At 67.9% G+C, this 25,686-nt stretch carries 19 protein-coding genes and 1 pseudogene; 5 read left to right on the top strand and 15 right to left on the bottom strand.

The genetic code is table 11. The features are described 5' to 3' along the window. Positions 1-2 precede the first annotated feature (2 nt). A complete protein-coding gene (locus ACWDTP_RS11950) occupies positions 3-1,430 on the top strand; it encodes a short-chain fatty acid transporter (RefSeq protein WP_450019810.1) in 1,428 nt (475 codons plus the stop codon). Between the two features lie 47 nt (positions 1,431-1,477). Here the strand turns inward: ACWDTP_RS11950 and ACWDTP_RS11945 are convergent, their stop codons facing one another. Beyond that, positions 1,478-3,463 (bottom strand): OPT family oligopeptide transporter, encoded by a 1,986-nt coding sequence (locus ACWDTP_RS11945; protein ID WP_450019808.1) that lies wholly within the window; start codon positions 3,461-3,463, stop codon positions 1,478-1,480. A 326-nt stretch (positions 3,464-3,789) separates the two neighbouring features. On the opposite strand from ACWDTP_RS11945, the gene ACWDTP_RS11940 reads away from it, so the two are divergent. Both ACWDTP_RS11940 and ACWDTP_RS11935 read left to right on the top strand, forming a co-directional pair. Next, the gene (locus ACWDTP_RS11940; protein ID WP_450019806.1) at positions 3,790-4,389 is read left to right on the top strand and encodes a DUF2510 domain-containing protein; all 600 of its coding nucleotides are present in this window, start codon (positions 3,790-3,792) and stop codon (positions 4,387-4,389) included. Between the two features lie 376 nt (positions 4,390-4,765). Continuing rightward, positions 4,766-7,099 (top strand): esterase-like activity of phytase family protein, encoded by a 2,334-nt coding sequence (locus tag ACWDTP_RS11935; RefSeq protein ID WP_450019804.1) that lies wholly within the window; start codon positions 4,766-4,768, stop codon positions 7,097-7,099. Positions 7,100-7,108: 9 nt separating this feature from the next. On the opposite strand, the gene ACWDTP_RS11930 is transcribed toward ACWDTP_RS11935, so the two are convergent. Genes ACWDTP_RS11930 through ACWDTP_RS11900 form a run of 7 tightly spaced genes read right to left on the bottom strand, consistent with a single transcriptional unit; the run spans position 7,109 to position 14,043 of the window. After that, a complete protein-coding gene (locus ACWDTP_RS11930; protein WP_450019802.1) occupies positions 7,109-8,089 on the bottom strand; it encodes a D-2-hydroxyacid dehydrogenase in 981 nt (326 codons plus the stop codon). Beyond that, a complete protein-coding gene (locus tag ACWDTP_RS11925) occupies positions 8,079-8,957 on the bottom strand; it encodes an amidohydrolase family protein (protein WP_450019800.1) in 879 nt (292 codons plus the stop codon). Before ACWDTP_RS11925 ends, ACWDTP_RS11930 begins: the two co-directional genes overlap by 11 nt. Beyond that, the gene (locus ACWDTP_RS11920) at positions 8,954-10,054 is read right to left on the bottom strand and encodes an isocitrate/isopropylmalate dehydrogenase family protein (RefSeq protein ID WP_450019798.1); all 1,101 of its coding nucleotides are present in this window, start codon (positions 10,052-10,054) and stop codon (positions 8,954-8,956) included. The genes ACWDTP_RS11925 and ACWDTP_RS11920 overlap by 4 nt, the downstream gene beginning before the upstream one ends. After that, complete coding sequence (locus ACWDTP_RS11915; protein WP_450019796.1) at positions 10,055-11,266, bottom strand: cytochrome P450; 1,212 nt, start codon at positions 11,264-11,266, stop codon at positions 10,055-10,057. Next, positions 11,223-12,530, bottom strand: a complete 1,308-nt coding sequence (locus ACWDTP_RS11910; protein WP_450019794.1) for an NAD(P)/FAD-dependent oxidoreductase — start codon at positions 12,528-12,530, stop codon at positions 11,223-11,225. Before ACWDTP_RS11910 ends, ACWDTP_RS11915 begins: the two co-directional genes overlap by 44 nt. Further along, positions 12,527-12,850, bottom strand: a complete 324-nt coding sequence (locus ACWDTP_RS11905; RefSeq protein ID WP_450019792.1) for a 2Fe-2S iron-sulfur cluster-binding protein — start codon at positions 12,848-12,850, stop codon at positions 12,527-12,529. The genes ACWDTP_RS11910 and ACWDTP_RS11905 overlap by 4 nt, the downstream gene beginning before the upstream one ends. After that, positions 12,847-14,043: a hypothetical protein gene (locus ACWDTP_RS11900; protein WP_450019790.1), complete on the bottom strand. Its 1,197-nt coding sequence runs from the start codon at positions 14,041-14,043 to the stop codon at positions 12,847-12,849. The genes ACWDTP_RS11905 and ACWDTP_RS11900 overlap by 4 nt, the downstream gene beginning before the upstream one ends. 273 nt (positions 14,044-14,316) lie before the next feature. Between ACWDTP_RS11900 and ACWDTP_RS11895 the strand changes: the two genes are divergently transcribed. Both ACWDTP_RS11895 and ACWDTP_RS11890 read left to right on the top strand, forming a co-directional pair. Further along, entirely contained in the window at positions 14,317-15,672 is a 1,356-nt protein-coding gene (locus ACWDTP_RS11895) for an MFS transporter (RefSeq protein WP_450019788.1), read from the top strand. A gap of 5 nt (positions 15,673-15,677) precedes the next feature. After that, positions 15,678-16,619: a LysR substrate-binding domain-containing protein gene (locus ACWDTP_RS11890; protein WP_450019787.1), complete on the top strand. Its 942-nt coding sequence runs from the start codon at positions 15,678-15,680 to the stop codon at positions 16,617-16,619. A gap of 59 nt (positions 16,620-16,678) precedes the next feature. On the opposite strand, the gene ACWDTP_RS11885 is transcribed toward ACWDTP_RS11890, so the two are convergent. The 7 genes and pseudogenes from ACWDTP_RS11885 to ACWDTP_RS11855 all read right to left on the bottom strand — a co-directional run. Then, positions 16,679-19,186 (bottom strand): SEC-C metal-binding domain-containing protein, encoded by a 2,508-nt coding sequence (locus ACWDTP_RS11885; protein WP_450019785.1) that lies wholly within the window; start codon positions 19,184-19,186, stop codon positions 16,679-16,681. Positions 19,187-19,328: 142 nt separating this feature from the next. Next, the gene (gene lpdA / locus ACWDTP_RS11880; protein ID WP_450019783.1) at positions 19,329-20,693 is read right to left on the bottom strand and encodes a dihydrolipoyl dehydrogenase; all 1,365 of its coding nucleotides are present in this window, start codon (positions 20,691-20,693) and stop codon (positions 19,329-19,331) included. 30 nt (positions 20,694-20,723) lie between these two features. Beyond that, positions 20,724-22,106 (bottom strand): L-serine ammonia-lyase, encoded by a 1,383-nt coding sequence (locus ACWDTP_RS11875; protein WP_450019781.1) that lies wholly within the window; start codon positions 22,104-22,106, stop codon positions 20,724-20,726. Beyond that, positions 22,103-23,374, bottom strand: coding sequence for a serine hydroxymethyltransferase (glyA, locus tag ACWDTP_RS11870; protein WP_450019779.1), 1,272 nt, complete (start codon positions 23,372-23,374; stop codon positions 22,103-22,105). The genes ACWDTP_RS11875 and glyA overlap by 4 nt, the downstream gene beginning before the upstream one ends. After that, a complete protein-coding gene (gcvH, locus tag ACWDTP_RS11865; RefSeq protein WP_450019778.1) occupies positions 23,371-23,769 on the bottom strand; it encodes a glycine cleavage system protein GcvH in 399 nt (132 codons plus the stop codon). The genes glyA and gcvH overlap by 4 nt, the downstream gene beginning before the upstream one ends. A gap of 20 nt (positions 23,770-23,789) precedes the next feature. Further along, a complete protein-coding gene (gcvT, locus tag ACWDTP_RS11860) occupies positions 23,790-24,899 on the bottom strand; it encodes a glycine cleavage system aminomethyltransferase GcvT (RefSeq protein WP_450019776.1) in 1,110 nt (369 codons plus the stop codon). Further along, positions 24,896-25,686: pseudogene (locus ACWDTP_RS11855) on the bottom strand (glycine dehydrogenase (aminomethyl-transferring)); the annotation flags it as partial. The pseudogene ACWDTP_RS11855 and the gene gcvT, both read right to left, overlap by 4 nt.

The following is a 25,686-nucleotide window of genomic DNA, read 5'->3' as shown; positions in this document are numbered from 1 at the left end:
CCATGTCGCAGGCAACGCAGAATCGGGAGACGTTCTTACAGCGCGTCGCCGGCGGGTTGAGCCGATGGAGCCTGCGGTGGGTCCCGGACGCCTGGGTGGTCGTGGTGCTGCTGACGTTCGTGGTGTTCATCCTGACGTTCTTCCTCGGGCCGGGTGAGCTGGGCGCGAGCAAAGCCGGGGATCTGATCGCCGGGTGGGGTGACGGGTTCTGGGAGCTGCTCGAATTCGGCATGCAGATGGCCATGATCATGCTCACCGGATTCGTGGTGGCCACCTCACCGCCATTCCGACGGGCGCTGACCTGGGTGGCCGCCCGGCCGAAAGGACCCAAGAGCGCGGTCGCGGTGATGGCCGCGACCAGCATGATCCTGGTGCTGATCAACTGGGGGCTCGGGTTGATCGGATCGGCAGTGCTGGTGCGCTACATGGCCGTTCGTCAGCCCAAGGTCGACTACCGGCTGCTGGTCGCGGCCGCGTATCTGGGGATGGCGGGCACCTGGCACGCCGGGCTGTCGGCGTCGGCGCCGCTGCTGGTCGCCACCCCGGGGAACTTCGCCGAGCAGTACTACGGTCGCCTGATCCCGGTCAGCGACACCATCTTCTCGCCGTTCAATATGGTTCTGACGCTTGTGGTCATCGTGCTGTGGGTGGTCATGACACCACTGCTGCACCCGAGAGCGGAGCGGACCGTGCCCCCGCCCGCGGGCCTCGCCGAGGCCGACGATGTGGACGAGGAGAGTGTCCGCGCCGAGGGCCCCGGCGCGGCGACCGCCCCGGACCGACTGACACCGGCCGTGCGCATCGAGAACTCGCGGTGGGTGAATATGGTGATCGGCGGCATCGGGCTGATCTACCTGGCCATCCATTTCGCCGGACTGGAGGAAGGGGTGCTGTCGGGTATCACCCTCAACACCGTGAACTTCATCTTCCTGTTCGTGGGCATCATCTTGCACGGCACGCCGGCATCCCTGCTCAAGCAGGCCGAACGAGGTGGGTCCTTCGCGTGGGGCATCATCATCCAATTCCCGTTCTACGCGGGGATTCTCGGCATCATCACGGCCACCGGATTCAGCGAACGCATCGCGAGCTGGTTCACGTCCATCGCCAACGAGCACACCTTCCCGGTGGTGACCTACTGGTACTCCGGGCTGGTCAACCTCTTCGTGCCGTCCGGCGGGTCCAAGTTCGCCATCGAAGCGCCCTACATCGCCGAGGCCGCCCAGAACCTGGGTGTCTCACCCGAACTGACGGTGATCGCCTACGCCTGGGGCGATATGGCCACCGATGCGATCCAGCCCTTCTGGGCGCTGCCGCTCCTGGCGATCGCCCGCCTGGGCTTCCGCGACGTCATGGGATTCCTACTCACGCTGTTCATCGCCTATTTCGTGGTCGTGTCGGGCGCGTTCCTGCTGGCGCCGTTGTTCTTCTGACTCCTGGACGGGGGATGTGACCACAGCGCCGGCGAACCGACATCGGATCAGTCCTTCACCACCTCGCGCGCCGCGATCCTCCGTGCCCCCTTGTAGAGCAACGCGATCACCGCGACGAATCCCACGATCCCGACGATCTGGGCCATATTGCCGTCGTTGCCGGTGAAGATCGCGAACGGGTCGTCGTTTCCGGTGCCTGCGACGAACCCGGCGAAGACGACGCCGTAGAGGCTCTCCCCGACGATCATGCCGGTGGCCAGCAGCACGCCGAGCCGCTTCTTGCGTTCCACCTCGCGGCCGGAGCGATCCGCCCACTTGTTGTAGAAGTAGCCCAGCACCGAGCCCAGCGGGATGATCAGGGTCAGGCTCATCGGCAGGTACATGCCCATCCCGACGGCCAGCGGCGGCAGGGCGAATCGGGTGGTCCGGCTGAGGATCTCGTCGACGATGACGATCCCGACCCCGATGGCCGCACCCAGTCCGATCAGTGACCAGTCCAGGTCCCCGCCGAACACCCCCTTGGTCAGCGACGAGATCAGTGCGGCCTGGGGTGCGGCCAGAGCGTTGTCGGTGGCGCCGGGCGCGCCGAGGAAACCGAACGCGCGTTGCATCAGGTTGAGCACCGGCGGGATGATCGCCGAGCCGAACAGCACGCCGATCACCAACGCCACCTGCTGTTTCCACGGGGTGGCACCGACCAGCTGGCCGGTCTTGAGGTCCTGCAGGTTGTCGTTGGAGATGGTGGCCACGCCGAAGGTGACGGCCGTGACGAACAGCGTGAAGGCGATCAGCGCGGTGGCCTGGCCGTCGTCGGTGTGGCCGAACACGACCTTGATCACCAGCGCGGCGATCAGCACCGTCAGGATGCCGACCCCGGAGATCGGGCTGTTCGACGAGCCGATCAGGCCGGCCATGTAGCCGCACACCGCGGCGATCACCAGGCCGATCAGAAAGACGAATATCACGCTCGCCACGATGATCCCGGCCGAGCCGCCGTTCAGCACCGTGCCGCGGCTGAAATCCCACAGCAGTACGGCGATCGGTATCAGCAGCACCACCACGGTGCCCGCGACGAGGGGGAACGGGATGTCGCGGTCGGTGAGCTCGACCAGTTTGCCCTCGCGGCGGTTACGGGCCGAGGCCAGCGCCTCGGTGATGCCCTTGATGATGGGGCGCAGGATCTTCAGCAGCGTCCACACGGCACCGACCGCGATCGCCCCGGCCCCGACGAACCGCACATCGTGGGCGAATACACCCTCGATGATGTCGCCGATCTCCTCGCCGGTCCCCAACGTCCCGACGGTGCGGATCGGCAGCAGGATCCCGAACGAGATGACCAGCCCGACGAGCATCGCGACGCCGACGGTCATCCCGATCAGGTGGCCGACCCCGATCAGGGCCAGTGACAGGCTGGCGCCGAACATCGAGCCGCCCGCGCCGACCCGGAAGTAGGCGGCCACCGAATTCGCCAGCACCTTCAGGTTGGCGAGCAGCCCGAATGCGGCCGCCACCACCGCGCCGAACGTGATGATCCGGATGCCGACACGGTTCTCGGCGGCACCGCCGCTGCTGTCGCCGACCTTGAGCACCTCGGCGGCCGCCACCCCTTCTGGATAGGGCAGGTCCGAACCGGTCACCAGGGCCCGGCGCAGCGGGATGGAGTACATCACGCCGAGGATGCCGCCGACCGCGCACACCGCCAGGGTGATCCAGTACGGGAACCCGGTCCACCAGCCGACCATGACCAGGCCGGGCAGCACGAAAATGATCGCCGACAGCGTGCCCGCCGCCGAGGCGACGGTCTGCACGATGTTGTTCTCCACGATCGAGTGATTCGCGAAATTGCGCAGGATCGCCATCGAGATCACCGCCGCCGGGATGGTGGTGGCGAACGTCAGACCGACCTTGAGGCCGAGGTAGACGTTGGCGGCGGTGAACACCAGGGTGATCAATCCGCCGAGCAGGATCCCGCGGACGGTCAGTTCGCGCAGCGTCGGCGCGGTGGCGGGGGTGACTGGGCTCTCGGTGGCCAACTCGGCGTCCTCTCAATTACAGCTCAGAACTCCGGCAACGCCCACACGGCGGTCCGGTGGATACACGCTAAACGCTGTGCGGCGCCGCCGCGTGCTGATCGGAACAGCGCAGTGGCCTGGCCGGGGGAGTGCCCGGAGCCCGGCAAATGTATCGGGGTCCGATCTCGATGCCGTCAGGGCAGCTTTTTCCACGCCGGCCGGACCGCAGCAACATCTCACGCGTCAGCGATCCGTCATCGCGAACATGTCGGTGGCCCCTGTCATTCTGATCGGCTCGCGTGAGCGCGGTGCCCGACGGTGGGCCCGTCGACGAAAGGAACGTGGCAATGAGTGGTCAAAGCACACCAGCGCCGGGCTGGTACCCGGACCCGGGCGGCCAGCCGGGGCAGCGCTATCACGACGGCCAAAGCTGGACCCAGCATTTCGCGCCAACCCCGCCCCCGGCCCCGGCACCCGCACCCCAGGCGGTCGCGGTCGCGGTATCCGCCGGTGGCGGAACCAGCCACGGGTTGCATCTGGTGTTGACGGTGCTGACCTGCGGGCTGTGGTTGCCGATCTGGATTCTCGCCGCGCTCTTCGGGGGCGGCTCGTCATCCTCGGTCGCCGTCGGCACCGGTGCCGGTGTCGTCGCACGGACGTCCAACCGCCGTCCTCTGCTGGTGGTGGCCGCGGTGCTCGGTGGACTGTTCCTCATGGGTACCGCCACCGAACACCCTTGGCTGATCGCCGTTTTGGTCTTCCTGGGGATCCTCGCCGGGTTCGGGTTCTGGGCGCTCAAGGCCGCCCAACAACGCGAAGAGCAGCAGCGCCAGGAGCAGTTCCAGCGCGACATGCTCGCCCAGCGCGCCGAGCGCGAGGACCGGCTCTACCGGGAGGGCGACCCCCGGGGAACCCACGGCCAGTACCTGCCGCCGGAGTCCCTGTGAACACCGGTCGAGCCGCTCTGAGGGACGGGCTCGGGTGTGAACCCTTGGCGTCGATTTTGACGTCAGGGCTGTGGATTCGTCCCGTCCACAGCCGTGGCGTGGAAATCGACGCCGGGGCCGCCGAACCGTTCCCGAGTGCCCGGGCAGAAACACCGCTACACCAGGAACGCGATGCCCCAACCGAAGCTGGAGAATGAGGATTGACCCGCAACCTTGAAATCGGGTTTTCGATGTGCCCGACATGGGAGCGTCGAGCGCCGCCGGCGGACGGCGTCCACGGGGTTGTCGCCGTTAATTCACCTATCCGTCACCGCTCCCTCACCTGACCACGAAAGCCTTCGGTGAACTCACAGCGGATAACTGAAGAGGGTGACGGATGACATCGGGCAATCTCGCCAAGGCCGCGGCGGCAGCCACAATCGCGGCACTGCTACTGGCGGCCTGTGGCACCGGGGACGACAAGTCCGAGCCCACTCCCGACGCCCCGAAGGCGACCTCGCCGATCGACTGGAACCTGCCCGACGCGGACCGCTACCACCGCACCGCCACCTACCCGGTATACCTGAACAAACCCAACGAGGATCCGGCCGACGCCGAAACCGTCGCCGAGATCTCGACCGGCACCCCCGACGGCAACACCGTCATCTACACCGACGCCGCCGCCAAACGCATCGGCTTCGTCGACATCCACGATCCCGCCAAACCGGTCGGCAAAGGCACGCTTTCGCTCAAGGAGCTCGGCCACGCCGACGATCAGCCGACGTCGGTGGCCGCGGTCGGCGACTTCGTCCTGGTGGTCGTCGACACCACCGGCGGTGACTTTCCGCATCCGTCGGGCCGCGTCGACATCGTGCGGGTCTCCGACCGTACCCGCGTGCACAGCATCGACCTCGGCGGGCAACCCGACTCGATCGCGATCAGCCCCGACGGCACGTTCGCCGCGATCGCCATGGAGAACCAGCGCGACGAGGAATTCACCCCGCCCGGCAAGGAGGAGGGCGACCTGCCCCAGCCGCCCACGGGGTTCCTGCAACTCATCGACCTCAAGGGGGCGCCGAACACCTGGGCGCCCCGCAAGGTCGGCTTCGATGTCGAGGCCGCCAAGGCCGCGGGCCTGGACACCCCCGAGGATCTCGAACCCGAGTACGTCAGCATCAACTCCCGCGGACAGGTCGCGCTGACCCTGCAGGAGAACAACGGCATCGCCATCGTCGACGGCCGCACCGGCGAGGTCCAGAAGATCTTCAGCGCCGGAAGCGAATCCGTCGAAGGGATCGACACCAAAGAGGACGGCAAGATCGACCAGACCGGCTCGATCCCCGATACGCCACGCGAGCCCGACGCCATCGGCTGGATCGGCGACGATCACATCGCCACCGCCAACGAGGGCGACTGGAAGGGCGGCACCCGGGGCTGGACCATCTTCGACGCCGGCAGCGGTGATGTGGTCTGGGATGCGGGCAACAGCTTCGAGCAGCTCGCGGTGCGCACCGGCCTGCACATCGAAAGCCGCGCCGAGGCAAAGGGACCCGAGCCGGAAGGGCTGGCCATCACCGAGCTCGGCGGTAAGCCCACCGCGCTGATCGCCTCGGAACGCAGCAACTTCGTCGCCGTCTACGACGTCAGCGACCCGAAAGCCCCGGTGTTCCGCCAGATCCTGCCCACCACCCCAGGCCCGGAGGGCGTCCTGCCCATCCCGTCCCGCAACCTGCTGGCCATCTCCTCGGAAACCGACGAACCCGACAAGAGGGTGCGGGCCTCGGTCAACCTCTACGGCTCCGGCGAGCCGTTCGCCGCGGCCGGCGGCAAGCCCGCGTTCCCGTCCATCGTGTCCGGCGATGTCGACGGTGCGCCGATCGGCTGGGGTGCGCTCGGCGCGCTCTCGGCCGACCCCGCCGACGAGAACCGGCTCTACACCGCCACCGACGTCGCCTACGGCCCGGCCCGGGTCCTCGGTGTCGACGTATCCCAGAAGCCGGCCCTGATCGACACCGAGCTGGCGATCACCGAGGACGGCAAGCCCGTCACGCTCGACACCGAGGGCGTGTCGGCCCGCCCGGACGGCGGATTCGTGCTGGCCGTCGAGGGTGAGGAGGGCCCAGGAAACCAGCTGGTGTACGTCGCCGCCGACGGCACGATCGAAAAGCGGGTGCCGGTGCCCGGCGACATCGCGGCCGGGCTCGGCGGGCAGGGCCTGGAAGGTGTTGCGGTCGATGGCGATTCCGTCTGGGTCGCGGTGCAGCGCGAGCTCAAGGGTGATCCGAAGGGTGTGGTGCGGCTGGGCCGCTACACCCCCGAGGGGGATAGGTGGGAATGGTTCGGCTACCAACTGGATTCGACGCGGGCCGAGGGCGACTGGATCGGGTTGTCCGAGATTGCCGTCCACGACGGGCGGCTGCTGGTGCTCGAACGCGATAAGCTCAACGGTCCCGACGCTCGGGTGAAGTCCATCTACAGCGTCGCGATCCCCGAGGGCGTCGGGCTGGCCTCGGCCGGTCAGGCGCCGCAGGTGCTGCCGAAGACGTTGGCCCGCAACCTGCTCCCTGACCTGCAGGCCACCAACGGCTTCGTGCAGGAGAAGGTCGAAGGGTTCGCCGTCGCCGGGAATCAGAACCTGTACGTGGTCACCGACAACGACGGGCTCGACGACGCCAACGGGGAGACCGTCTTCCTCGATCTCGGTCCGGCCGCCGACGCACTAAAGGGGTAGCGCACCCGGTCAGAACCAGGCCGCCTTGTCGACCACGTTGATCAACGGTTCACCGGCGGCGAACCGGCGGGCATTGTCCCGGAGCACGGCGTAGCGGCGGTCTTCGGTGTACGGCCCGACCGCCGCCACGTGCGGTGTGAGGAGCACCCCCGGCGCATCCCACAGCGGGTGAGCCTGGTTGAGCGGCTCGGCCGGGAACACATCCAGGGCCGCGCCCCGCAGGTTACCGCGGTGTAGCGCCCGCGCCAGGGCGTCGATGTCGACGACCGGTCCGCGACCGATATTGACCAGCAGGGCACCGGGCTTCATCAGGCCCAGGCGTCGCTCGTCGATGAGGTTCTCGGTCTCCGGTGTGTGCGGGACGGTGAGGATGACGGCGTCCGCACGCCGCAGATAGTCGTCGATGCGTTCCGGCCCGCCGGTCTCACCGACATGGGGCACTGGGTTCGACGGCTTGGCATCGGTGCCGATCACGGTGCACCCGAAAGGGGCTAGCATCCTGGCGATTTCGCTGCCGATCGCGCCGAGGCCGACGACGAGGACGACGGCCTCGGGCAGGTGCAGCACCGAATCGAGGTCGCGGACGGGTTCCCAGCGATGGGCCGCCTGATGTTTCGCGTACGTGGGCAGGTTGCGTGCCAGCGACAGCAGCATCGCGACGGCATGGGTGGCGACGTGGTCGGCGTAGGTGCCGCGCAGGTTGGTCACCACGACCGGATGTTCGGTGAGCTCTGAGTAGAAGTATCCCGCAGGCGGTGCCGCCATCGGCGCCTGCAGCCAGCGGAGATGGTGTGCCTGCCGCAACAACGTGCGGTCGAGGGTGCCGAAAGCCGCAGGGGCGCCGTCGGTCAGCACCCCCGCCGCCGCGTCCGGATCGTCGGCGACGATCACCGATACTTCGGGTACATCGTGTGCGAGTCGTCGGGCCCACCGCCGGGTGAGGTCGGTTTGCGGCGGCAGCACCACGAGCGGCAACGGATCAGCGGGCATCGGTGTTCTCCTCGATATGTGCGAGCGTAACGTCCCAGCCGAGCCAGGTGCAGATCCCCCGTCCCATCAGCCAGTCCAGCTCATCGGGCGACGCGACGTCGAGTGCCGGCACGAAGTCCACGATGTGCCGGTAGGGGTGCGCGACGCGGGTGAGATCACTGGCCCAGAACACCCGTTCCCTCCCGAAGACATTGAGCACCAGCCGGATCCGGTCCGCGAGGCTCCGAAACGGAAAGGGGTCCGTGACGTAGGCGGGCAGCGCGGTGGCCTTGACCGCGATATTGGGGTTGTCGGCCAGCCGCAGGATTTCCCGGATCGGCAGGTCGATCTCGGCGTCGCGAATGCCGAGAGGGAGGCCGAGTGTATCGACCACCAGACGAAGCCCCGGATGCCGGGCGCCGACGGCACCGATCGCCTCGTGCTGACCCGGTGCGTACACCATGACCGGCAGCGACCGCTCGGCTAGCGCGGACCACAGCCAGTCGTTGGCCGGGTCCGCGAGGCCGGCCCGCATTTCGGGGCGGTGGAACGTCATCCGTAGGCCACGAACCCCCGGGGTGCCCGCGAGCTCGTCCAATCGAGGTTCGGCCCCGGGTGCGGCGAGATCCAGACGCGCCATGACGGCGAACCGGTCGGGATACCGACCGGCCGCGTCGAGCACGACATCGTTGCGGTCCCCCTCGAACGACGGCGGAACCAGCACCGCCCGGGCAACCCCGGCCCCGTCCATCTCACGCAACAGGTCCGCGACCCCGAATGCCGGGAACCGGTGGGCACGGGCCCGTCCCTGCGGCGGCCAGAGCCGGTCGGGTCGATCATCGGCCCAGATGTGGACCTGTGCATCGGTCACGTCGTATCGGCGCGTCACGGTCCCACCGCGCCGATCGACGCGATGACCGCGTCGGTAAAGCTGTCGGTGCCCGCCCGGCCGCCGAGATCCCTGGTCGGCGCCGATTTCAGGGCGGCCCGCACGCCGAGCTGCATCAGCTCGGCCGCTCGGGTCAGCTGCTGATCGCCGCCGCGGTGTCCCAGCCAGTCCAGCAGCATCGCCACCGACACGATCAGGCTGGTGGGATTGGCGACCCCCAGCCCGGAGATATCGGGGGCCGACCCATGTGCCGCCTGCGCGATCGCATAGTGGTCACCGACGTTGAGCGAGGCGGCCAGGCCGAGACTTCCGACCAGTTCCGCGGCGAGATCCGACAGCACATCGCCGAACAGATTCTCGGTGACCACCACATCGAAGGTATCCGGCGCGCGGACCAGCAGCGCCGCCATCGCATCGACGTGTCTGTCCTGCACCACCACCGAGGGAAAATCGGCCTGCAGCTCAACCGCGACGTCACGAAACATCCCGGTGCTGTCGGGCAGGACGTTGGCCTTGTGCACCACGGTCAGCTGATGGCGCCGCCGGGCGGCGAGGTCGAAGGCGAAGCGGGTGACCCGCCGGACTCCCTTACGGGTGAAGACCCCGACCGTCAGCGTCACATCCTGGGTGGGGCTGAATTCCCCTGTCCCGCGCCACATATTGCGATCCGAGTAGAAACCCTCGGTGTTCTCCCGGACGATGACCAGATCGGCGTCCGCGGCGACGCTGGGCACGCCCGGATATGTGCGTGCCGGACGGACATTGGCGTACAGGTCGAAATGCCTGCGCAACTCCCCGCTCGGGTTCTGCCGTTGCCCGTCGGGCCTGCGCGGGTACGTCGCGTGGTCGACGGGGCCGAGGACCGCGCCGTCACATTTTTCCAGCAGGCCCGTGCTGTGGGCCGGCAGCGCCTCGCCGGCCTGCTCGATGGCCTCGCGTCCCGCCAGCACATCGACCCAGGCCGGACGGCCGGCGCCGGCCGCCGAGACCGCGGCCTCGCACACCCGCACAGCGCTGCCGACGATCTCCGGCCCGATTCCGTCGCCCTGGATGACACCGATCGTCGGGCCCTCGGTGTTCTGCGGTCTCGACGACATTCAGCGACACCGCACCGGCATCGAGGTGATCAGCGGTCGAAGCGGCGCCTCCATGCCCCAGGTGATCTGGGATTCGACGGGCTCGATCACGGGCAGCTCGTCCAGCAGGGCAGCCAACGCCACCCGGCCCTCCAACCGCGCCAGGTTTGTCCCGAGGCAGAAATGCAGACCGGTGGAGAAGGTCAAATGCGGATTGGGGCTGCGTTCGATGTCGAACCTCGCGGGGTCGACGAACACGTCCGGGTCACGGTTCGCGGCGATCACCCACACGGTGAAGCGTTCGCCGCTGCGAATCGTGCCGTGCGGCAACTCGATGTTCTCGGTCGCGACCCGCATCGGCAGAGTCCGCGCCGGCGACACGTAGCGCAGGCATTCCTCGACGGCCGATGCGACCAGCGACCGGTCGGATCGCAGGCGGGCCAGCTGGTCGGGATGACGGGTCAGGGTGAGCAGTCCGTTGGTCAGCAGAATGCGGGTGGTCTGAGTGCCGGCCTGCAGCAGATGTCCGACGACGCTGATGATCTCGTCGTCGGAGACCTCGGCACCGTCCTGTTGGGCCCGCAGCATCGAGGACAGCAGATCGTCTCCCGGCTCGCGCCGACGCCGCCGGAGCAACTCGCCGATGCAGTCGATGACATACTGCGCCGACCGGTCGGCCAACTCCGCGGTACCCTCGGCGGCGCCGGCCGGGCGATAGGCGAGGATCAGGTGCGACAGCGCATCGCTGAGGTGGTCACGCTCGGCGGGCGGGATGCCGAAGATCCGGCACAGGATCGCCAGCGGCAGCGGCCGGGCCAGGTCGGCAGCCATATCGAACTGACCGGTTTCCCTTGCCAGGGAAGTGCATTCGGCCACCGCATCCCGGACCTGGTCGGTGTAGATCTTGACGGCGCGCGGGGAGAACGCATGCTGGACGAGGCCCCGCAACCGCTCATGGTCGGGCGATTCCTTACGGCTCAGGAAGTGTTTGTTCAGCCGGTCCTCGGGTGAGCCGTCGTGCGACAGCGGTGGGGGAGTGCGGATCGCGTTGTTGCCCTTCAGGATCGCCACCGCATCCGGATACCGCGAGACTATGTGAAATCCGTACACGGTGCGGTGCACCGGATCCTCGTCGACCAACCGGGCATACAGCTCGTCGGACTCGTATTCCCCCGTGGTCTCATAGAACTCAGTGACCAACTCCGAGAGTGGCCGGGCGACGGTGCTGGTCATCAATGGTCTCCATTCGTTTGCGGGTATCGCGGACACTTCTGGCGAGCATCTTCAACGAAACGTCGTCGTGGTGGCGCAGGACCGGGCCGATCCGGTGCCGGTCGGCCACCAGGGTCCGCAGCGCCACATGATCGGCCGGGCTGTTGACGGATTCGCCGCACACCAGCGCGCCGGCACCGTCCAGGTGCAGTACGGAGAACCGGCCGCCGGCCGGATCGCCGTGCACGATCCGTTCGGTGCCGTCGAATGCGAGCCCGACGGTCTGCACCTTCAGTGCGCCCTGGTCGCTCCAGAACCACGGGGTGACGCGATACGGTTCGGGGTCGCCGGTCAGTTGGCCTGCCACGCAACGGGCCTGATCGGTCGCGTTCTGCACCGACTCGAGCCGGATCATCCTGCCGCTGAAGGGATCCGGGAATGCGCAACAGTCGCCGACGGCGAAGATCCGCGGATCGGATGTGCGCAGGTACCGGTCGACGACAACACCGTCGTCGACGCTCAGCCCGGCCGCGGCGGCCAGCTCGACCCTCGGCCGCACCCCGATGCCGAGCACGACGGTGTCCGCGGTGACCAGTCCTGCGCCCTGGAGTTCGACCGCGTCGACGCGGCCGGCGTCGCCGTGAATCGCCACGACGGGGGTGTCCAGCCGCAGGCTCACCCCGGCTGCTTCGTGGGCCCGCAGCACATGCTCTGACACCGGCTCCGACGCGGTCCGGGTCATCAGCCGGGGCATCGCCTCGGCGACCAGAACCGCGAGCCCGCGCGCCCGGGCCGCCGCCGCGACCTCGAGCCCGATGAATCCGCCTCCCACCACCACCATGTTGCGGCCGCGGTCGAGTCGATCGGCGAGGTCCCCGGCGTCCTCGGCCGTGCGCAACGAGCAGACGCCGTCGAGCTCGGCGCCGCGCACCCGCATCGGAATCGCCGACGCCCCGGTGGCGAGCACCAGGTGGGCGTACGGATATTCGTTACCCGCGGCGGTCAGCACCCGGCCGCGTGCGCGGTCGATCGCCACGCACCGATCGCCGCGCACGTAGTCGATGCCATGCTCGGGGTAGTAGCCGGCCGGCCGGAACGGCAGGGGCGCGGCATCGGTGGCACGGGTGAGACAGGCCTTGGACAGTGGAGGCCGTTGGTACGGCAGGTTGTCCTGGGCGTCGATCAGCGTGAGGGATCCGTCGTAGCCGAGCCGCCGGAGGGACTCGGCGACGGTGAAACCGCCGTGGCCGGCACCGATGACGACGACCGGCCCGCAGGCGGTCACCGCTGCCGCTCCGGCACTTCGACGACCAGCTCCGCCAGCTGGCTTTCGGCCAGCACCTGACAGGACAGCCGGCTGGTGGCCAGCCGTTCGGATGCGGTGATCTCCAGCATCTCGTCCTCGTCGTCGGTCATCGCCGGGAGGCGGTCGAAATCCTCCGGCCGCAGGTAGATGTGACACGTCGCGCACTGACGCTGCCCGCCGCAGTCGGCGAGGATTCCACCGATTCCGTGGGCGACCGCGGCTTGCATGACCGACGTCCCATCCGCGACGTCGACGCTGATATCGGTCGAATCCTCGGATACGAAGGTCACTTTCGTCATGACACCACCGCGGCGAGATGCCGCAGCCGGTCCTCACCGACCGTTGCCTGCGCCTGGGCACCGTGCAGCCGGACCAGTTCGACGAGCTGGTCGATCCGTTCGGGCGCGACGGCGACGCCGATCTCGTCCAGACACTTCCTGACCTCGTTGGCCCCCGAGTACTTGCCGAGCAGGAAGTGGCGGGCGTTGCCGACATCGCGGGGATCGAACGGTGTCACCCGCGCCGAGCCGTAGAAGCCGTCGTGGCGTGCCTCACCCTTGCCCTGCACCGGGGCCACCCGGTAGTTGAAGGCGCGCTCGCCGACGATCGGTTTGTTGGGGGCGACCCGCATCCCGGTCAGACGTTGGTGCAGCCGGGACAGCTCGGTGAGTTTCGCCAGATCGACACCGGTGTCGACGCCGTAGAGCTTCTCCAGTGAGACCGCCACCTCGTCGAGTGCGGCGATGCCGCACCGTTCCGGGTCCATCCCGTTGATGAAGACCTCGACGAACTCCGCGCCCGCCGCGACACATGCGATGGCGTTCGCGACCCCGAGCCCGAAGTCGTTGTGGCAGTGCGCCTCGATCGGGGTGGTGGTGACCGCGCGCAGGGTGCTGATCACCGTGGTCATCGCCTGCGGGCTGGCGACGCCGAGCGAGTCCGGGCAGTACAGCCGGTCGGCGCCCGCTTCGGACACCGATGCGCCGAATTCCTCGACGAATCCGGGCACGGTCTGGGGGAGTCCGTACAGTCCGATCGAGATGGTCAGGTCGCGATCCTTGGCCTCGCGTACCACGTCCACGGATGCCCGTAACATCTGCTCGCGGGTCCAGCCGGATTCCTCGAGGGCGAATTCCGCGCCGCGCCCGTTCATACAGACGAAATCGGCCCCGCATTTCTGCGCCTTTTCCAGGGTGGCGAGCCATTCCTCACGGAAGAACGATTTTCCGTAGAATCCGATTCCGATCGGAATTCCCTCGTCGTTCTTGCGCCGGACCAGCTCGTCGGCGTCGCCGTCGGCTCCCCAAACGATGGTCTCCGCGACCCCCGCCTCGGCCAACTGACGCACCAGGTGCAGCTTTTCGGTCATGGTCAGCTCGGCCTCCATATGGCCGAGCTGCCGAAGGGTGATTTCCCGGAGCCGCACCCGTGCCGGCTCGCCCCCGTCGCGCACGATTTTGGTGTTGTACATGCTCAATTGGCCATCAGTCACGGTTTCCTCCGCTTCGTGTGGATTGTCGCGGGCCCATTCCGCATCGAATATGCGCGCGGTGGATAGCGCTGTCCAATACCAAGTGTGGACAGTGCTCATGACACGGGCGCATTAATGCGGATTCGGATTGATGTGATTCGAGTATTACGCTTCGCCAGTTTTGGTGTTGGACAAACCCAGTCGACGTCACCAGACTTGGGCACGCCGCCGGACGTGACGCGCGCCACAATCGGAAGGTTCTCTTGACCCGGTCGAGTTCAGGAAGGACAACCAATGCACAACGCGCTGCGTGACCCCGACGAGAAGATGGCCCGCAAAGCGGGCTGGGCGTCGTTGTGCGGCACCACGATTGAGTGGTACGACTTCTACGTCTACGGTACCGCCTCGGCGTTGGTCTTCGGGCAGGCGTTCTTCTCGCCCGCGCCGCATGCGATCGGCGTCCTGCTCTCATTCGTCACGTTCTGGATCGGCTTCCTGGCGCGTCCGCTCGGCGCCGTCATCTTCGGGCATATCGGCGATCGGGTGGGACGTAAGAAGTCCCTGGTCGCGACCCTCACCCTGATGGGGCTCAGCACGGTGGGCATCGGGCTGCTGCCGACCTACGCCCAGATCGGGTTGGCCGCCCCGATCCTGTTGACGGTGGCCCGGGTGGTCCAGGGCATCGCGCTCGGCGGTGAATGGGGCGGTGCGGTGCTCATCGCCACCGAACACGCCAAGTCCACCAGGACCTACTTCTTCGGGCTGTTCGCCCAGCAGGGTTCCCCGCTGGGACGCATCCTCGCGACGGTCGCGTTCATCCCGATCGCCAACCTGCCCGACGATGCGCTGCTGACCTGGGCCTGGCGGCTGCCGTTCCTGGCCTCGGCGGTGCTGGTGGTGCTCGGTCTGGTGATCCGCCTGAGCCTGGAAGAATCGCCTGCCATGGTGCGCCTGCGGGCCGCCGACAAGATCGTGAAAGTTCCGCTCACGGTGCTGCTCCGCGATCACCGAAAGGCCGTCGCGCTCGGCATCGGTGCCAGCATCATCATCTTCACCCTGGGCTATACCCGCGACAACTTCGCATTGGCTTGGGCGAGTTCGGAGTTGGACTTCGACAAGAGCGAATTCCTGACGATCCTGCTGATCGCCAGCGTGGTGCAGTTCTTCGCACAGCCAGTCGGGGCGTGGCTGGCCACCCGGTACAACACCCGCAAGGTGATCATCGTGTTGCTGGCGCTGGAAGTGCCCGCCCTGCCGTTGATGTTCATCCTGATCGGTACCGGCAACTGGTGGTTGGCGATGCTCGGCGCGATCATCGCCACCATCCCCGACGTGATGTACCTCGGCATGTTCGCCGGGATGTTCGCCAAGGGATTCCCGGCCAATATCCGCTATACCGGCATGTCGACGACGTATTCGCTGGCCTCGATGCTCGGCGGTGGGATGCCTGCGCTGCTGCAGTCGGTGTACGCGGCGTCCGGATCCATCGTGCAGCCGATCGCGGTGACCATGGCGGTCTGTCTGGTGTCGCTGATCTGCGCACAGGCGTTCATCGCGCTGTCGGGTCGGCGGGTCGGATCCGATGAGGTGCCGGTGGCAGAACCCGAACCGGATTTCGCACCGGAGGACGCGTCCCGAGCGCGACAATGACGGGCATGGAGCTGCACCAGCTACGCGCCTTCCTCACCGTTGCCGAAGAACTGCATTTCGGTCGGGCGGCCGAACGTATGCACATCGCACAGCCACCGCTGAGCCGCACCATCCAGCACCTCGAGCGTTCGCTGGGAGCCCGGCTGTTCGACCGTTCCACCCGCTCGGTTCAGCTCACCGCGGCGGGTCAGGCGCTGGTCGGGCCGGCCCGCGACGTTCTGGCCGGCTGCCGCGTCGCGGAAGCCGCCGTGCGGGCCGCCGGGCAGGGGGAGACGGGTCTGGTCAGGATCGCCTATGCCGGGCCCTCCTCGCACACCCTGATCGGAAAGCTCGTCCAGTTGGTCCGTACCGAGCATCCGGGCATCGAATTCGAGCTGCGCAACGTCAGCTACGGTCATGAAGGGCTTGCCCTCGTGCTGGACGGCGCGATGGACCTGACGATCTCGCGATGGCGGACCCAACCGCCCGGAATCGCCTCGCGGACAATACAGGAGGAACGCTACGTGGTCGTCGTTCCCGCCGGGCACTGGCTGGCCGACCGAGACGTCGTCGGCATCGCCGAACTGAAGGACGAACCGTTCGTCATGCTCCCGCCGGAGCCGGTCTCGACGGTGCGCGAGGCGTTCACCTCAGCGTGTTTTCAAGCCGGCTTCACACCGAATATCGTTCAGGTCGCGCCGGATTCATGGAATGTCATGGCCATGGTCGCGGCGGGAATCGGGATCACCATGTCCGTCGACGCCGTGGTGCGTCAGATCCGTACCGACGGCCTGCACGTCCTGACGCCGCAGGACGACATCGCGCCGACCTATGCCCGGCTGGCGTGGCGCGATGACGACGACAGCCCGGCGGTGCGGGAAGTGCTACGGGCCTCCGAGATCGTGTTGCCGACTCCGGATTCCGTTCCGGATCAGGGCCGTCAGCACATCAGCATCTCGGCATCATGATGTACCAATGAACGGGCGATCGGCGACCCTCGACCCGACCTGGCTGTTATGCACCGCGACTATCCCAGACCCAGTGCGGCCCGTAGCCGATCGACGTCCATCGCACCACCGGCGGGGAAGCTGTCCAGGAGTTTGATCAGGTCGCCTCGACGGGTCGGATCGTCGGCGGCCTGCTGCGGGGTGTAACCGTTGAGCGCCGGGATCGGTTCACGGAGCCAGTTGTCCTCGTATTCACGAATGAATCCGTCCAAGGCCGCAGCGACTTCGGGATCGTCGGGGTCGAGCGGGCTCGTGTCGACCTCCGGAAACCGATCGGCCAGCTCGCGGAGGTCACCCACCGCCTCACGCGTGTCATCGACGACCTCTGCTGAGGGGTCAAGACGAACCAACGTCGAAAGCACATCATCCATGCGCTTCTCGCTGTTGGTCTCGACTCGCAGGTTGTCACCGTCCAGGGTGAGCGTGGCTCGAATCCGTTCCATCCCTTGGCTGATCACATGCTCGTGCCAACGCGGCGGTTCCTCGCCGTCGACCCGGTCAAAAGCGTCGTCAAGGGCCGTCTCGATCCCGGCCACGTCGCCGACCCGCACGCTCGCTTGGCAGATCGCGATGGGATCGCCCTCGGTGTTGACCATCGTCGGCGGTGCGAACTGGCGGCTGAGAAAGGCGACAAGTTCGACCGGGTCAGGCTCGTCGTCGAGCAATTCGATCAGCGGGTCACGATCATGCAGCGCGACCGGTTCCAACCCGCCGAAGAATTGCGTGGTGTCCCCGGCCGCCACCACGCGTGCGCAGATCAGCTGCCCGGGCTTGAGCTCGCGGCTCCCCTTAACCTCATACACGTCATGGGTGTCGCCGGTGCGGACATCGCGCACGGTGACACCACGGCCGCGGTTCACCTGCTCGACCTCGAACACCGAGCGCCCAGTCAGCAACCACTGCTCGGCCAGCGACCGCTCGTCGTCCGGCAGCAGCGGCCCGCGGACCGCGACGAACTCCTCGAACGCCCCGCCTTCGAACAGGACGGCATCTATCACCAGCGGATCGGCCCCTGCGGCAATGATTTCATCCTCATGCTCGGCATACCGGCTCCGCTCATACACCATCTCGTCGAGCAGGCTGCCCCAGTCGCCCAGAAGTGCATGCTGGACGCCCTTCGCATACAACCAGCCGGCGCGCTCGGCCAACGGCAGTTGTTGGCGGCCGAGATGGCATTTCTTGTACTTGCGACCCGACCCGCACCAACATGCGTCGTTGCGGCCAAGATCGGTACGAGGCTGGGTCTGATACCGCTCCAGCAGGCCGACCATCGGGTCATCGGGTGCTGCCCCGGCGCGTCGGAGCAGCGACAACCCGCGTTCGACGTCGCCGCGATCGGACGCAAACCGGGCCAGATCGAATAACACCGGCGCCCAATCGGTATCCATCGACTCGGCCGCCAGCAACTCGCGCTCGGCGCCTTCGACGTCGCCGATGCGTTCCAGGGCCAGCGCGCGCAGCCAGCGGCACGCCACCTGCGCCGGGCGCGGCACCTTCGACTCCAGCGTCTCGGCGAGCAGACCCAGCCCGGCGGCCCCAGCGCGGCCGGTACCGACGGTCTCGCCGGCGAGCACTTCGGCCAGCTCCGGGTCCGCAAGCACGGCACCGACTTCGCTCGATATGTCACTGAAATCAGCTACCCAGGGCGAGTTTTCGGACTCATCTGGCGACACCAGCTCGTCGTCGGGTGCCGCCTGGACCAAGGTAGACATCTGCCGATGCATTGTGATCAGCACGTACACCGCGAGCGCGTCATCGGGGTCGAGGTCATACCGATATGCCAGCCGGGCGCGGCCGCGCTCGAAATCCCAAGCGCCGAAATTGAATCCCGCCGGGGCGATCAGGTCTGTCCGCCGGCACAGGCCGTACTCGTCGATGATCTCGCTCAGCGGCAGCTGGGGCGCGGTGAAGACCGCGGGGTCCTCGTGAAACAGCGTCCGCACCACCGAGTCCAGATCGACCGGTTCGTCGTCGAGCAATGCGGCCAGCCGCTCACCCGTCGGCGCCTGCGCGGGTGCATCGACCCGCTCGGCTGCCAGCCCCTGCTCGGTCATCCGCAGCCCGACCAGCTCACCCTCGGACACACCGAGCGAGCCGAGCGTTCCCGCCGGTAGCAGCAGGACCCCGTTGTGGTCGACGACCTCGGGTGGAATCCTGCGGTGTGCGAGCAGTCCATGGTCGTAGCCTGCCAGCACCACCGTGACAGGCGCCCCATCGGTGAAGTGTCCCGCGCCGCCTCGGACCAGGATCGGATCCAGGTCCGGGGTAGCCGTCAGGATGTCGTGGGCCAGCTCATCGACGGTGACCCGGTGGGTCAGCACCCGACCGGCCAACAGGGTGGGTAACCACACCCAGCGGTCATCGATCAACGGGGCGGCCTCGTCGCCGACTTCGTCGAGCAATTCCTCGAAATCGAAATCCGTCGCGCCGGCCTCCTGCAGCCGTTGCACGATCTCGTCCTCAGTTAACGGTCCGTGCCCGGCGAGGATGTTCGCAAAGGCCTCTACTGGATCAATTGCCTCCACCATCGCGCCACCCTAACCCGACTGTGGGCCGGGAAATGCCTCGACCCGAGCACCGCGTGTGTGTGCGCCTGTGACGAACGTGTAGCTGCACTCGACACAGGTGCCGCACAGGGGTCGCCGGACCTGAGCGGGTTCCCGTAAGACCTCAGTGCCCGTGCAATGGCCGCCCCGCGGCCGCGAGCAGGGCTTCGCCGAGCGCCTCGCCCTGGGTGGGGTGCGCGTGCACGAACTTCGCCGCCTCGGCGGCCTTGATCTCCAGGTTGTAGAGGATCTGCGCTTCGCCGATCAGCTCGCCGACGCCGTCACCGACCATGTGGACCCCGACGACCGCACCGGTCGGCGCCACCACGAGCGTGACGGCACCGGAGGTCTTGAGGATCTGGCTCTTACCATTGCCGGCCAGATCGTAGGTGACGGTGTTGACGTCGTCGCCGAACTGCTCGCGGGCCGCGGCTTCGGACAGGCCCACCGACGCGATCTCGGGCCGCGAGTAGGTGATCCGCGGGATCCCCGCGTCGGCGACGAAATCGGGTTCGAGGCCGGCGATCTGCTCGGCGACGAACACCCCCTGCTGGAATGCGCGGTGCGCCAGCTGCGTGCCGGCGACGATGTCACCCACGGCATACACGCTCGGCACCGAGGTGCGCAACCGGTCGTCGGTGACGACGAAGCCGCGGCTCAGCGTTACGCCGGACTCCTCGAATCCCATGCCCTGGGTGCGGGGGCCCCGGCCGACCGCGACCAACAGCACATCGGCGTCCAAGGTGATCCCGGAATCCAGTGTCACGGTGACCGACTCGTCACCGGAGACGACGTCGACCACCCTGGCGCCGGTCTTCGCGGTGATCTTGCGGCGCCGGAACGCGCGTTCGAGGTACTTGGCGATGCTGGCCTCTTCGTTGGGCACCAGGCGGGGTTCGGCCTCGACGATGGTCACCGCGGTGCCGAACGACGCCCACAGGCTGGCGAACTCGACACCGATGACGCCGCCGCCGAGGATGATCGCCGAACCGGGGATGGCCGGCAGCTCCAGCGCCTGATCGCTGGTGAGCACCGGGCCCGAGATATCGATGCCGGGAATGAGTTTCGGTGCCGAGCCGGTGGCCAGCACGACGCTGGTACCGGTGACGGTCTGGCCGTCGACGTCGACGGTGTGGGGTCCGGTGAGGCGGCCCCGGCCGTTGACGACGTTGATGCCCTGCGCGGGGATCAGTCCCTGCAGGCCCTTGTGCAGCCGCGTGACGACGCCGTTCTTGTAGGCGTGCAGGGCCTCGGTGTCGATGCCGTCGAAGGTCGCGGTGATCCCGAACTGCGCGGCACCGCGCGCATTGTCGGCGATCTCGGCCGCGTGCAGCAGCGCCTTGGTCGGGATGCACCCGCGGTGCAGGCAGGTGCCACCCAGGTCGGATTCTTCGATCAGGGTGACCGACAAGCCGAGTTGCGCGGCGCGCAGGGCAGTGGCGTAGCCGCCGGGGCCGCCGCCCAGGATCACCAGATCTGCGGATGTCATGAAATCTCCTCTTGGACTGGGTCGGTCATGTCAGCACTCCACCACGTTCACCGACACCGTGACAGCCAGGCCGCCGGTCGATGTCTCCTTGTATTTGGTGCTCATGTCCAGACCGGTGGTGCGCATGGTCTCGATGACCTGATCCAGCGTCACCCGGTGGGTGCCGTCGCCGCGCAGGGCCATGCGGGCCGCGTTGATCGCCTTGCCCGCCGAGATGGCGTTGCGTTCGATGCACGGGATCTGCACCAACCCGCCGATCGGGTCGCAGGTCAGACCCAGGCTGTGCTCCATCGCGATCTCGGCGGCGTTCTCCACCTGCTGCGGTGTGCCACCGAGGATCTCGGCGAGGCCTCCGGCCGCCATCGACGCGGCCGAGCCGACCTCACCCTGACAACCCACCTCGGCGCCGGAGATCGAGGCGCGTTCCTTGTACAGCGAGCCGATCGCCCCCGCGGCGAGCAGGAAATCGACCGTGGTGTCGTCCGGGTTCGCCGCACCGGCCCGCGTGTAGTGCAGGGCATAGTGCAGCACCGCGGGGATGATGCCTGCCGCGCCGTTGGTCGGTGCGGTGACGATCCGTCCGCCCGAGGCGTTCTCCTCGTTGACCGCGAGCGCCACCAGGTTCACCCAGTCCTCGGCGAACGCGGGTTCCCGGTTCGGGTCTTCGGCGTCGAGCCGTTGATGCCAGTCCCGGGCCCGGCGGCGCACCCGCAGAGCCCCAGGCAGCTGGCCGTCCCGGCTGATGCCCCGCTGCTGGCAGGCCACCATCACGTCGCGAATGTGCAGCAGCTGCGCCCGAATCTGCTCGGGCGAGCGGATAGCCAGCTCGTTGCGCCGCATCACCTCGCTGATCCGCAGCCGATGCCGGTCGGCCAACCCGAGTAGTTCGGCGGCCGAGCCGAACGACCACTCGGTGGGCGCCGTGGCGCGACGATGCCCGGGTTCGGACTCGCTGACGACGAACCCGCCGCCGATGGAAAAGTAGGTATCCGAATACAACTCAGAACCGTCGGCGCCGAAGGCGCTGAGGGTCATCCCGTTCGGGTGACGCGGCAGCACCGTCAGCGGGTGCAGTCCGAACTCGTCCTCGGCGAGCGGGATCATGGTCGTCCCGCCCAACAGCACCTTGCGCGCCGACCGCATGGCCGCGACCCGCTGCTCCATCTCATCGGTCTCGATCGATTCCGGTGAGTACCCCTCAAGTCCGAGCAGGATCGCGGGCAAGGTGCCGTGCCCCGCACCGGTCGCGGCGAGCGACCCGTACAGGTCGACCCGCACGCCGACGACCTCGGTCAGCACTCCCCGTGCCGCGAGGTCGGCGGCGAACCGCCCGGCCGCCCGCATCGGACCGACGGTGTGGGAACTCGACGGCCCGATGCCGACCGAGAACAGGTCGAGCACACTGATGGTCATGACAATTCCGGGTACAGCGGGTACTTGTCAGCCAGGGCCCGCACCTGCGCGGCCAGGTCGGCGGAGTCGGTGTCCGGGGCCGCGACGAGCGCCCGCACGATCAGATCGGCGACCAGGGCGAAGTCGTCGTCGCCGAAACCGCGGGCGGCCAGCGCAGGCGTGCCGATCCGCAGACCGGAGGTGACCATCGGCGGGCGCGGATCGAACGGCACGGCGTTGCGGTTGACCGTGATGCCGATGGCGTCGAGTCGGTCCTCGGCCTGCTGACCGTCGATCGCGGCGTCGCGCAGATCCACCAACACCAGGTGTACGTCGGTGCCCCCGGTCAGCACGGTGATGCCGGCTTCCTTGGCGTCGGGCCGGCTCAGCCGGTCGGCGAGAATGCGCGCGCCGCGCAGGACCCGCTGCTGGCGCTCGGCGAATTCCGGCTGCGCGGCCATCTTGAAGCCGACGGCCTTGGCCGCGACGACGTGCTCGAGCGGGCCGCCCTGCTGGCCGGGGAACACCGCCGAGTTGATCTTCTTGGCGAGGTCGGCATGGTTGGTCAGGATGATGCCGCCGCGCGGTCCGCCGAGGGTCTTGTGCGTGGTCGAGGTGACGACGTGCGCGTGCGGGACGGGCGACGGGTGCAGACCGGCCGCGACGAGCCCGGCGAAATGGGCCATGTCGACCATCAGGTACGCGTCCACCTCGTCGGCGATCTCGCGGAACCGGGCGAAGTCGAGATGCCGCGGATAGGCCGACCAGCCGGCGACGATGAGCTTGGGCCGGCGTTCCCTGGCCATCCGGGCGACCTCGTCCATGTCGATGAGGAAGTCCTCCTTGGACACCCCGTAGGCCGCGACGTCGTACAGCTTGCCGGAGAAGTTGAGCCGCATGCCATGGGTCAGGTGCCCACCGCAGTCCAGCGACAGTCCGAGGATGGTGTCACCGGGGGAGATCAGGGCGTGCATCACCGACGCGTTGGCCTGCGCACCCGAATGTGGCTGCACATTGGCGAATTCCGCGCCGAACAACGTCTTGACCCGGTCGATGGCGAGCCGCTCGACGACGTCGATGTGCTCGCAGCCGCCGTAGTAACGGCGCCCGGGGTAGCCTTCGGCATACTTGTTGGTCAGCACCGACCCCTGGGCCTGCATGACGGCCAGCGGCGCGTGATTTTCCGACGCGATCATCTCCAGGCCGACGCGTTGACGGCCGAGTTCGTCGCCGATCGCGGCGGCCACGTCGGGGTCGAAATCGGTCAGCTGCTGGTTCAGGACGCTCATGCCGACACCCCGTTCTTCTCCGCGTACTCGGCGGCGGTCAGCAGTTCGCCTGCGCCGGTGGGCTGTACGGCGAACAGCCAGCCCTCGCCGTACGGGTCGGCGGTGATCAGGGCCGGATCGTCGACCGCGGCGGTGTTCACCTCGGTGATCGTCCCGCTCACCGGCGGGTACAGCTCGGAGACCGTCTTGGTGGATTCGACCTCGCCGCAGGACTCGCCGGCGATGACGGTGGACCCGACCTCGGGCAGCTCGACGAACACCAGATCGCCAAGGGATTCGGCGGCGAGGGAGGTGATGCCGATCCGCACCGGGGTGTCGGGGAGGGCGGCGCCGGGCGCGATCTGCACCCATTCGTGCTGCTCGGTGTAGCTGCGGTCAGCGGGGATGGAAGACATGGGATTCCTTTTCTGAGGGCTCAGGAGCGACGGTAGAAGGGGGACGGCACGACGGTGAACGGCTCTTTGCGGCCGCGGATGTCCACGGTCAGCTCGGTGCCCGGCTCGGCCAGCCCGGCGTCGACGAAGGCCAGCGCGATCGGGTAACCCAGCGTGGGGGACAGCGCCCCGGACGTGACGGTGCCCACCGGACGCTCGCCCTCGTACACCCCGTACTCGGCGCGGGCCGCCCGTCGGCCGCCGCCCTGCAGACCGACGAGCTTGCGCGGCACGGGCTGCTCGGAAAGCTTCTGCAGCGCATCGCGTCCCACAAAGTCTTTACCGAGACGCACGACCTTGCCGACACCGGCCTGGTACGGATCGGTGGCCAGGTTCAGCTCGTGACCGTAGAGCGCCATGCCGGCCTCGAGGCGCAACGTGTCGCGGCACGCCAACCCGGCGGGCACACCGTCGCGGGCCGTGGTGGCCTCCAACAGCGCCCGCCACAACGGAACAGACCGCGCCGCAGGGGCATACAGCTCGAAACCGTCCTCACCGGTGTACCCGGTGCGGGCGAGCAGCACGTCCAGCCCGGCGACCACCGCATCGGTGGCCGCGTAGTACTTGAGGTCGGCGACCTTGGGCCGCTCGGCGTCGGACATCAACGATTCGACGATGCCCGCCGCGGCGGGCCCCTGGACGGCGATGAGCGCGGTCCCGGTGGACTGGTCGTCGACCGTCGCGTCGAAACGCCGTGCCCGGTCGGCCAACTCGCGCGCCACGGTCCGTGCGTTGGCGGCATTGGCGACCACCAGGAACCGGTCCTCGGCGAGCCGGTAGACGACGAGGTCGTCGAGCACGCCGCCCTCGGCGTTGCACATCAGCGAGTATTTGGCCCGGCCGACGGCAACCTTGGACAGTTCGCCGACCAGGGCGAAGTCCAGGGCAGCCGCGGCTTGCGGTCCGCTGACGGCGATCTCACCCATGTGGGACAGGTCGAACAGCCCGGCGCTGGTGCGCACCGCGTGGTGCTCGGTGAGCTCACTGCCGTACTTGAGCGGCATCTGCCAGCCGGCGAAGTCGGTGAAGCTGGCACCGAGGGCGCGGTGCTCCTCCAGGAGCGGGGAGACTGTGGTGGCTGTACTGGTCATGCGAACACTTCCTCGAGGATCGGTGCGTTGTCCGGGATTTCGAAGGCCTCCGGTGCGGGGCAGGAGCAGATCAGGTTGCGGTCACCGTGCACCCCGTCGATGCGCCTCACCGGCGGCCAGTACTTGTTGCGGCGCAGCGCCGCGACCGGGTAGGCCGCGCGCTGCCTGCTGTAGGGCAGCGTCCACTCGTCGGCGGTCAGCTGCTCGGCGGTGTGCGGGGCCTGGCGCAGCGGGCTGTCCGCGAGCGGCCACACGCCCGCGCCGACCCGGTCGATCTCGTGCCGGATCGCGACCATCGCCTCGATGAACCGGTCCAGCTCGGCCAGGTCCTCCGACTCGGTGGGCTCGACCATCAGCGTGCCGTTGACCGGGAAGGACAGCGTCGGGGCGTGGAAACCGTAGTCGATCAACCGCTTTGCCACATCCTCGGCCGTCACCCCGGTCTGCTTGGTGATCTCGCGCAGATCGAGGATGCACTCGTGGGCGACCAGTGACGACGGACCCGTGTACAGGACCGGGTAGTACGCGTCGAGCGAGGTCGCCAGATAGTTGGCCGACAGCACCGCGGTCTTGGTCGCCGACGTCAGGCCGTCGGGACCCATCAGCGCGAGGTAGGCCCAGGTGATCGGCAGGATGCCGGCCGAGCCGTAGTTGGCCGCCGAGACCGGGGTGGACCCGGAACCGTCGAGCGGGTCGCCCGGCAGGAACGGCGCCAGGTGCGCGCGGACCGCGACCGGACCGACGCCAGGGCCACCGCCACCGTGCGGGATGCAGAACGTCTTGTGCA

It is taken from the genome of Mycobacterium sp. NPDC003449, assembly GCF_053588415.1.
The sequence above is the reverse complement of the archived record's forward strand: the minus strand, read 5'-3'. Positions and strand labels throughout refer to the sequence as shown.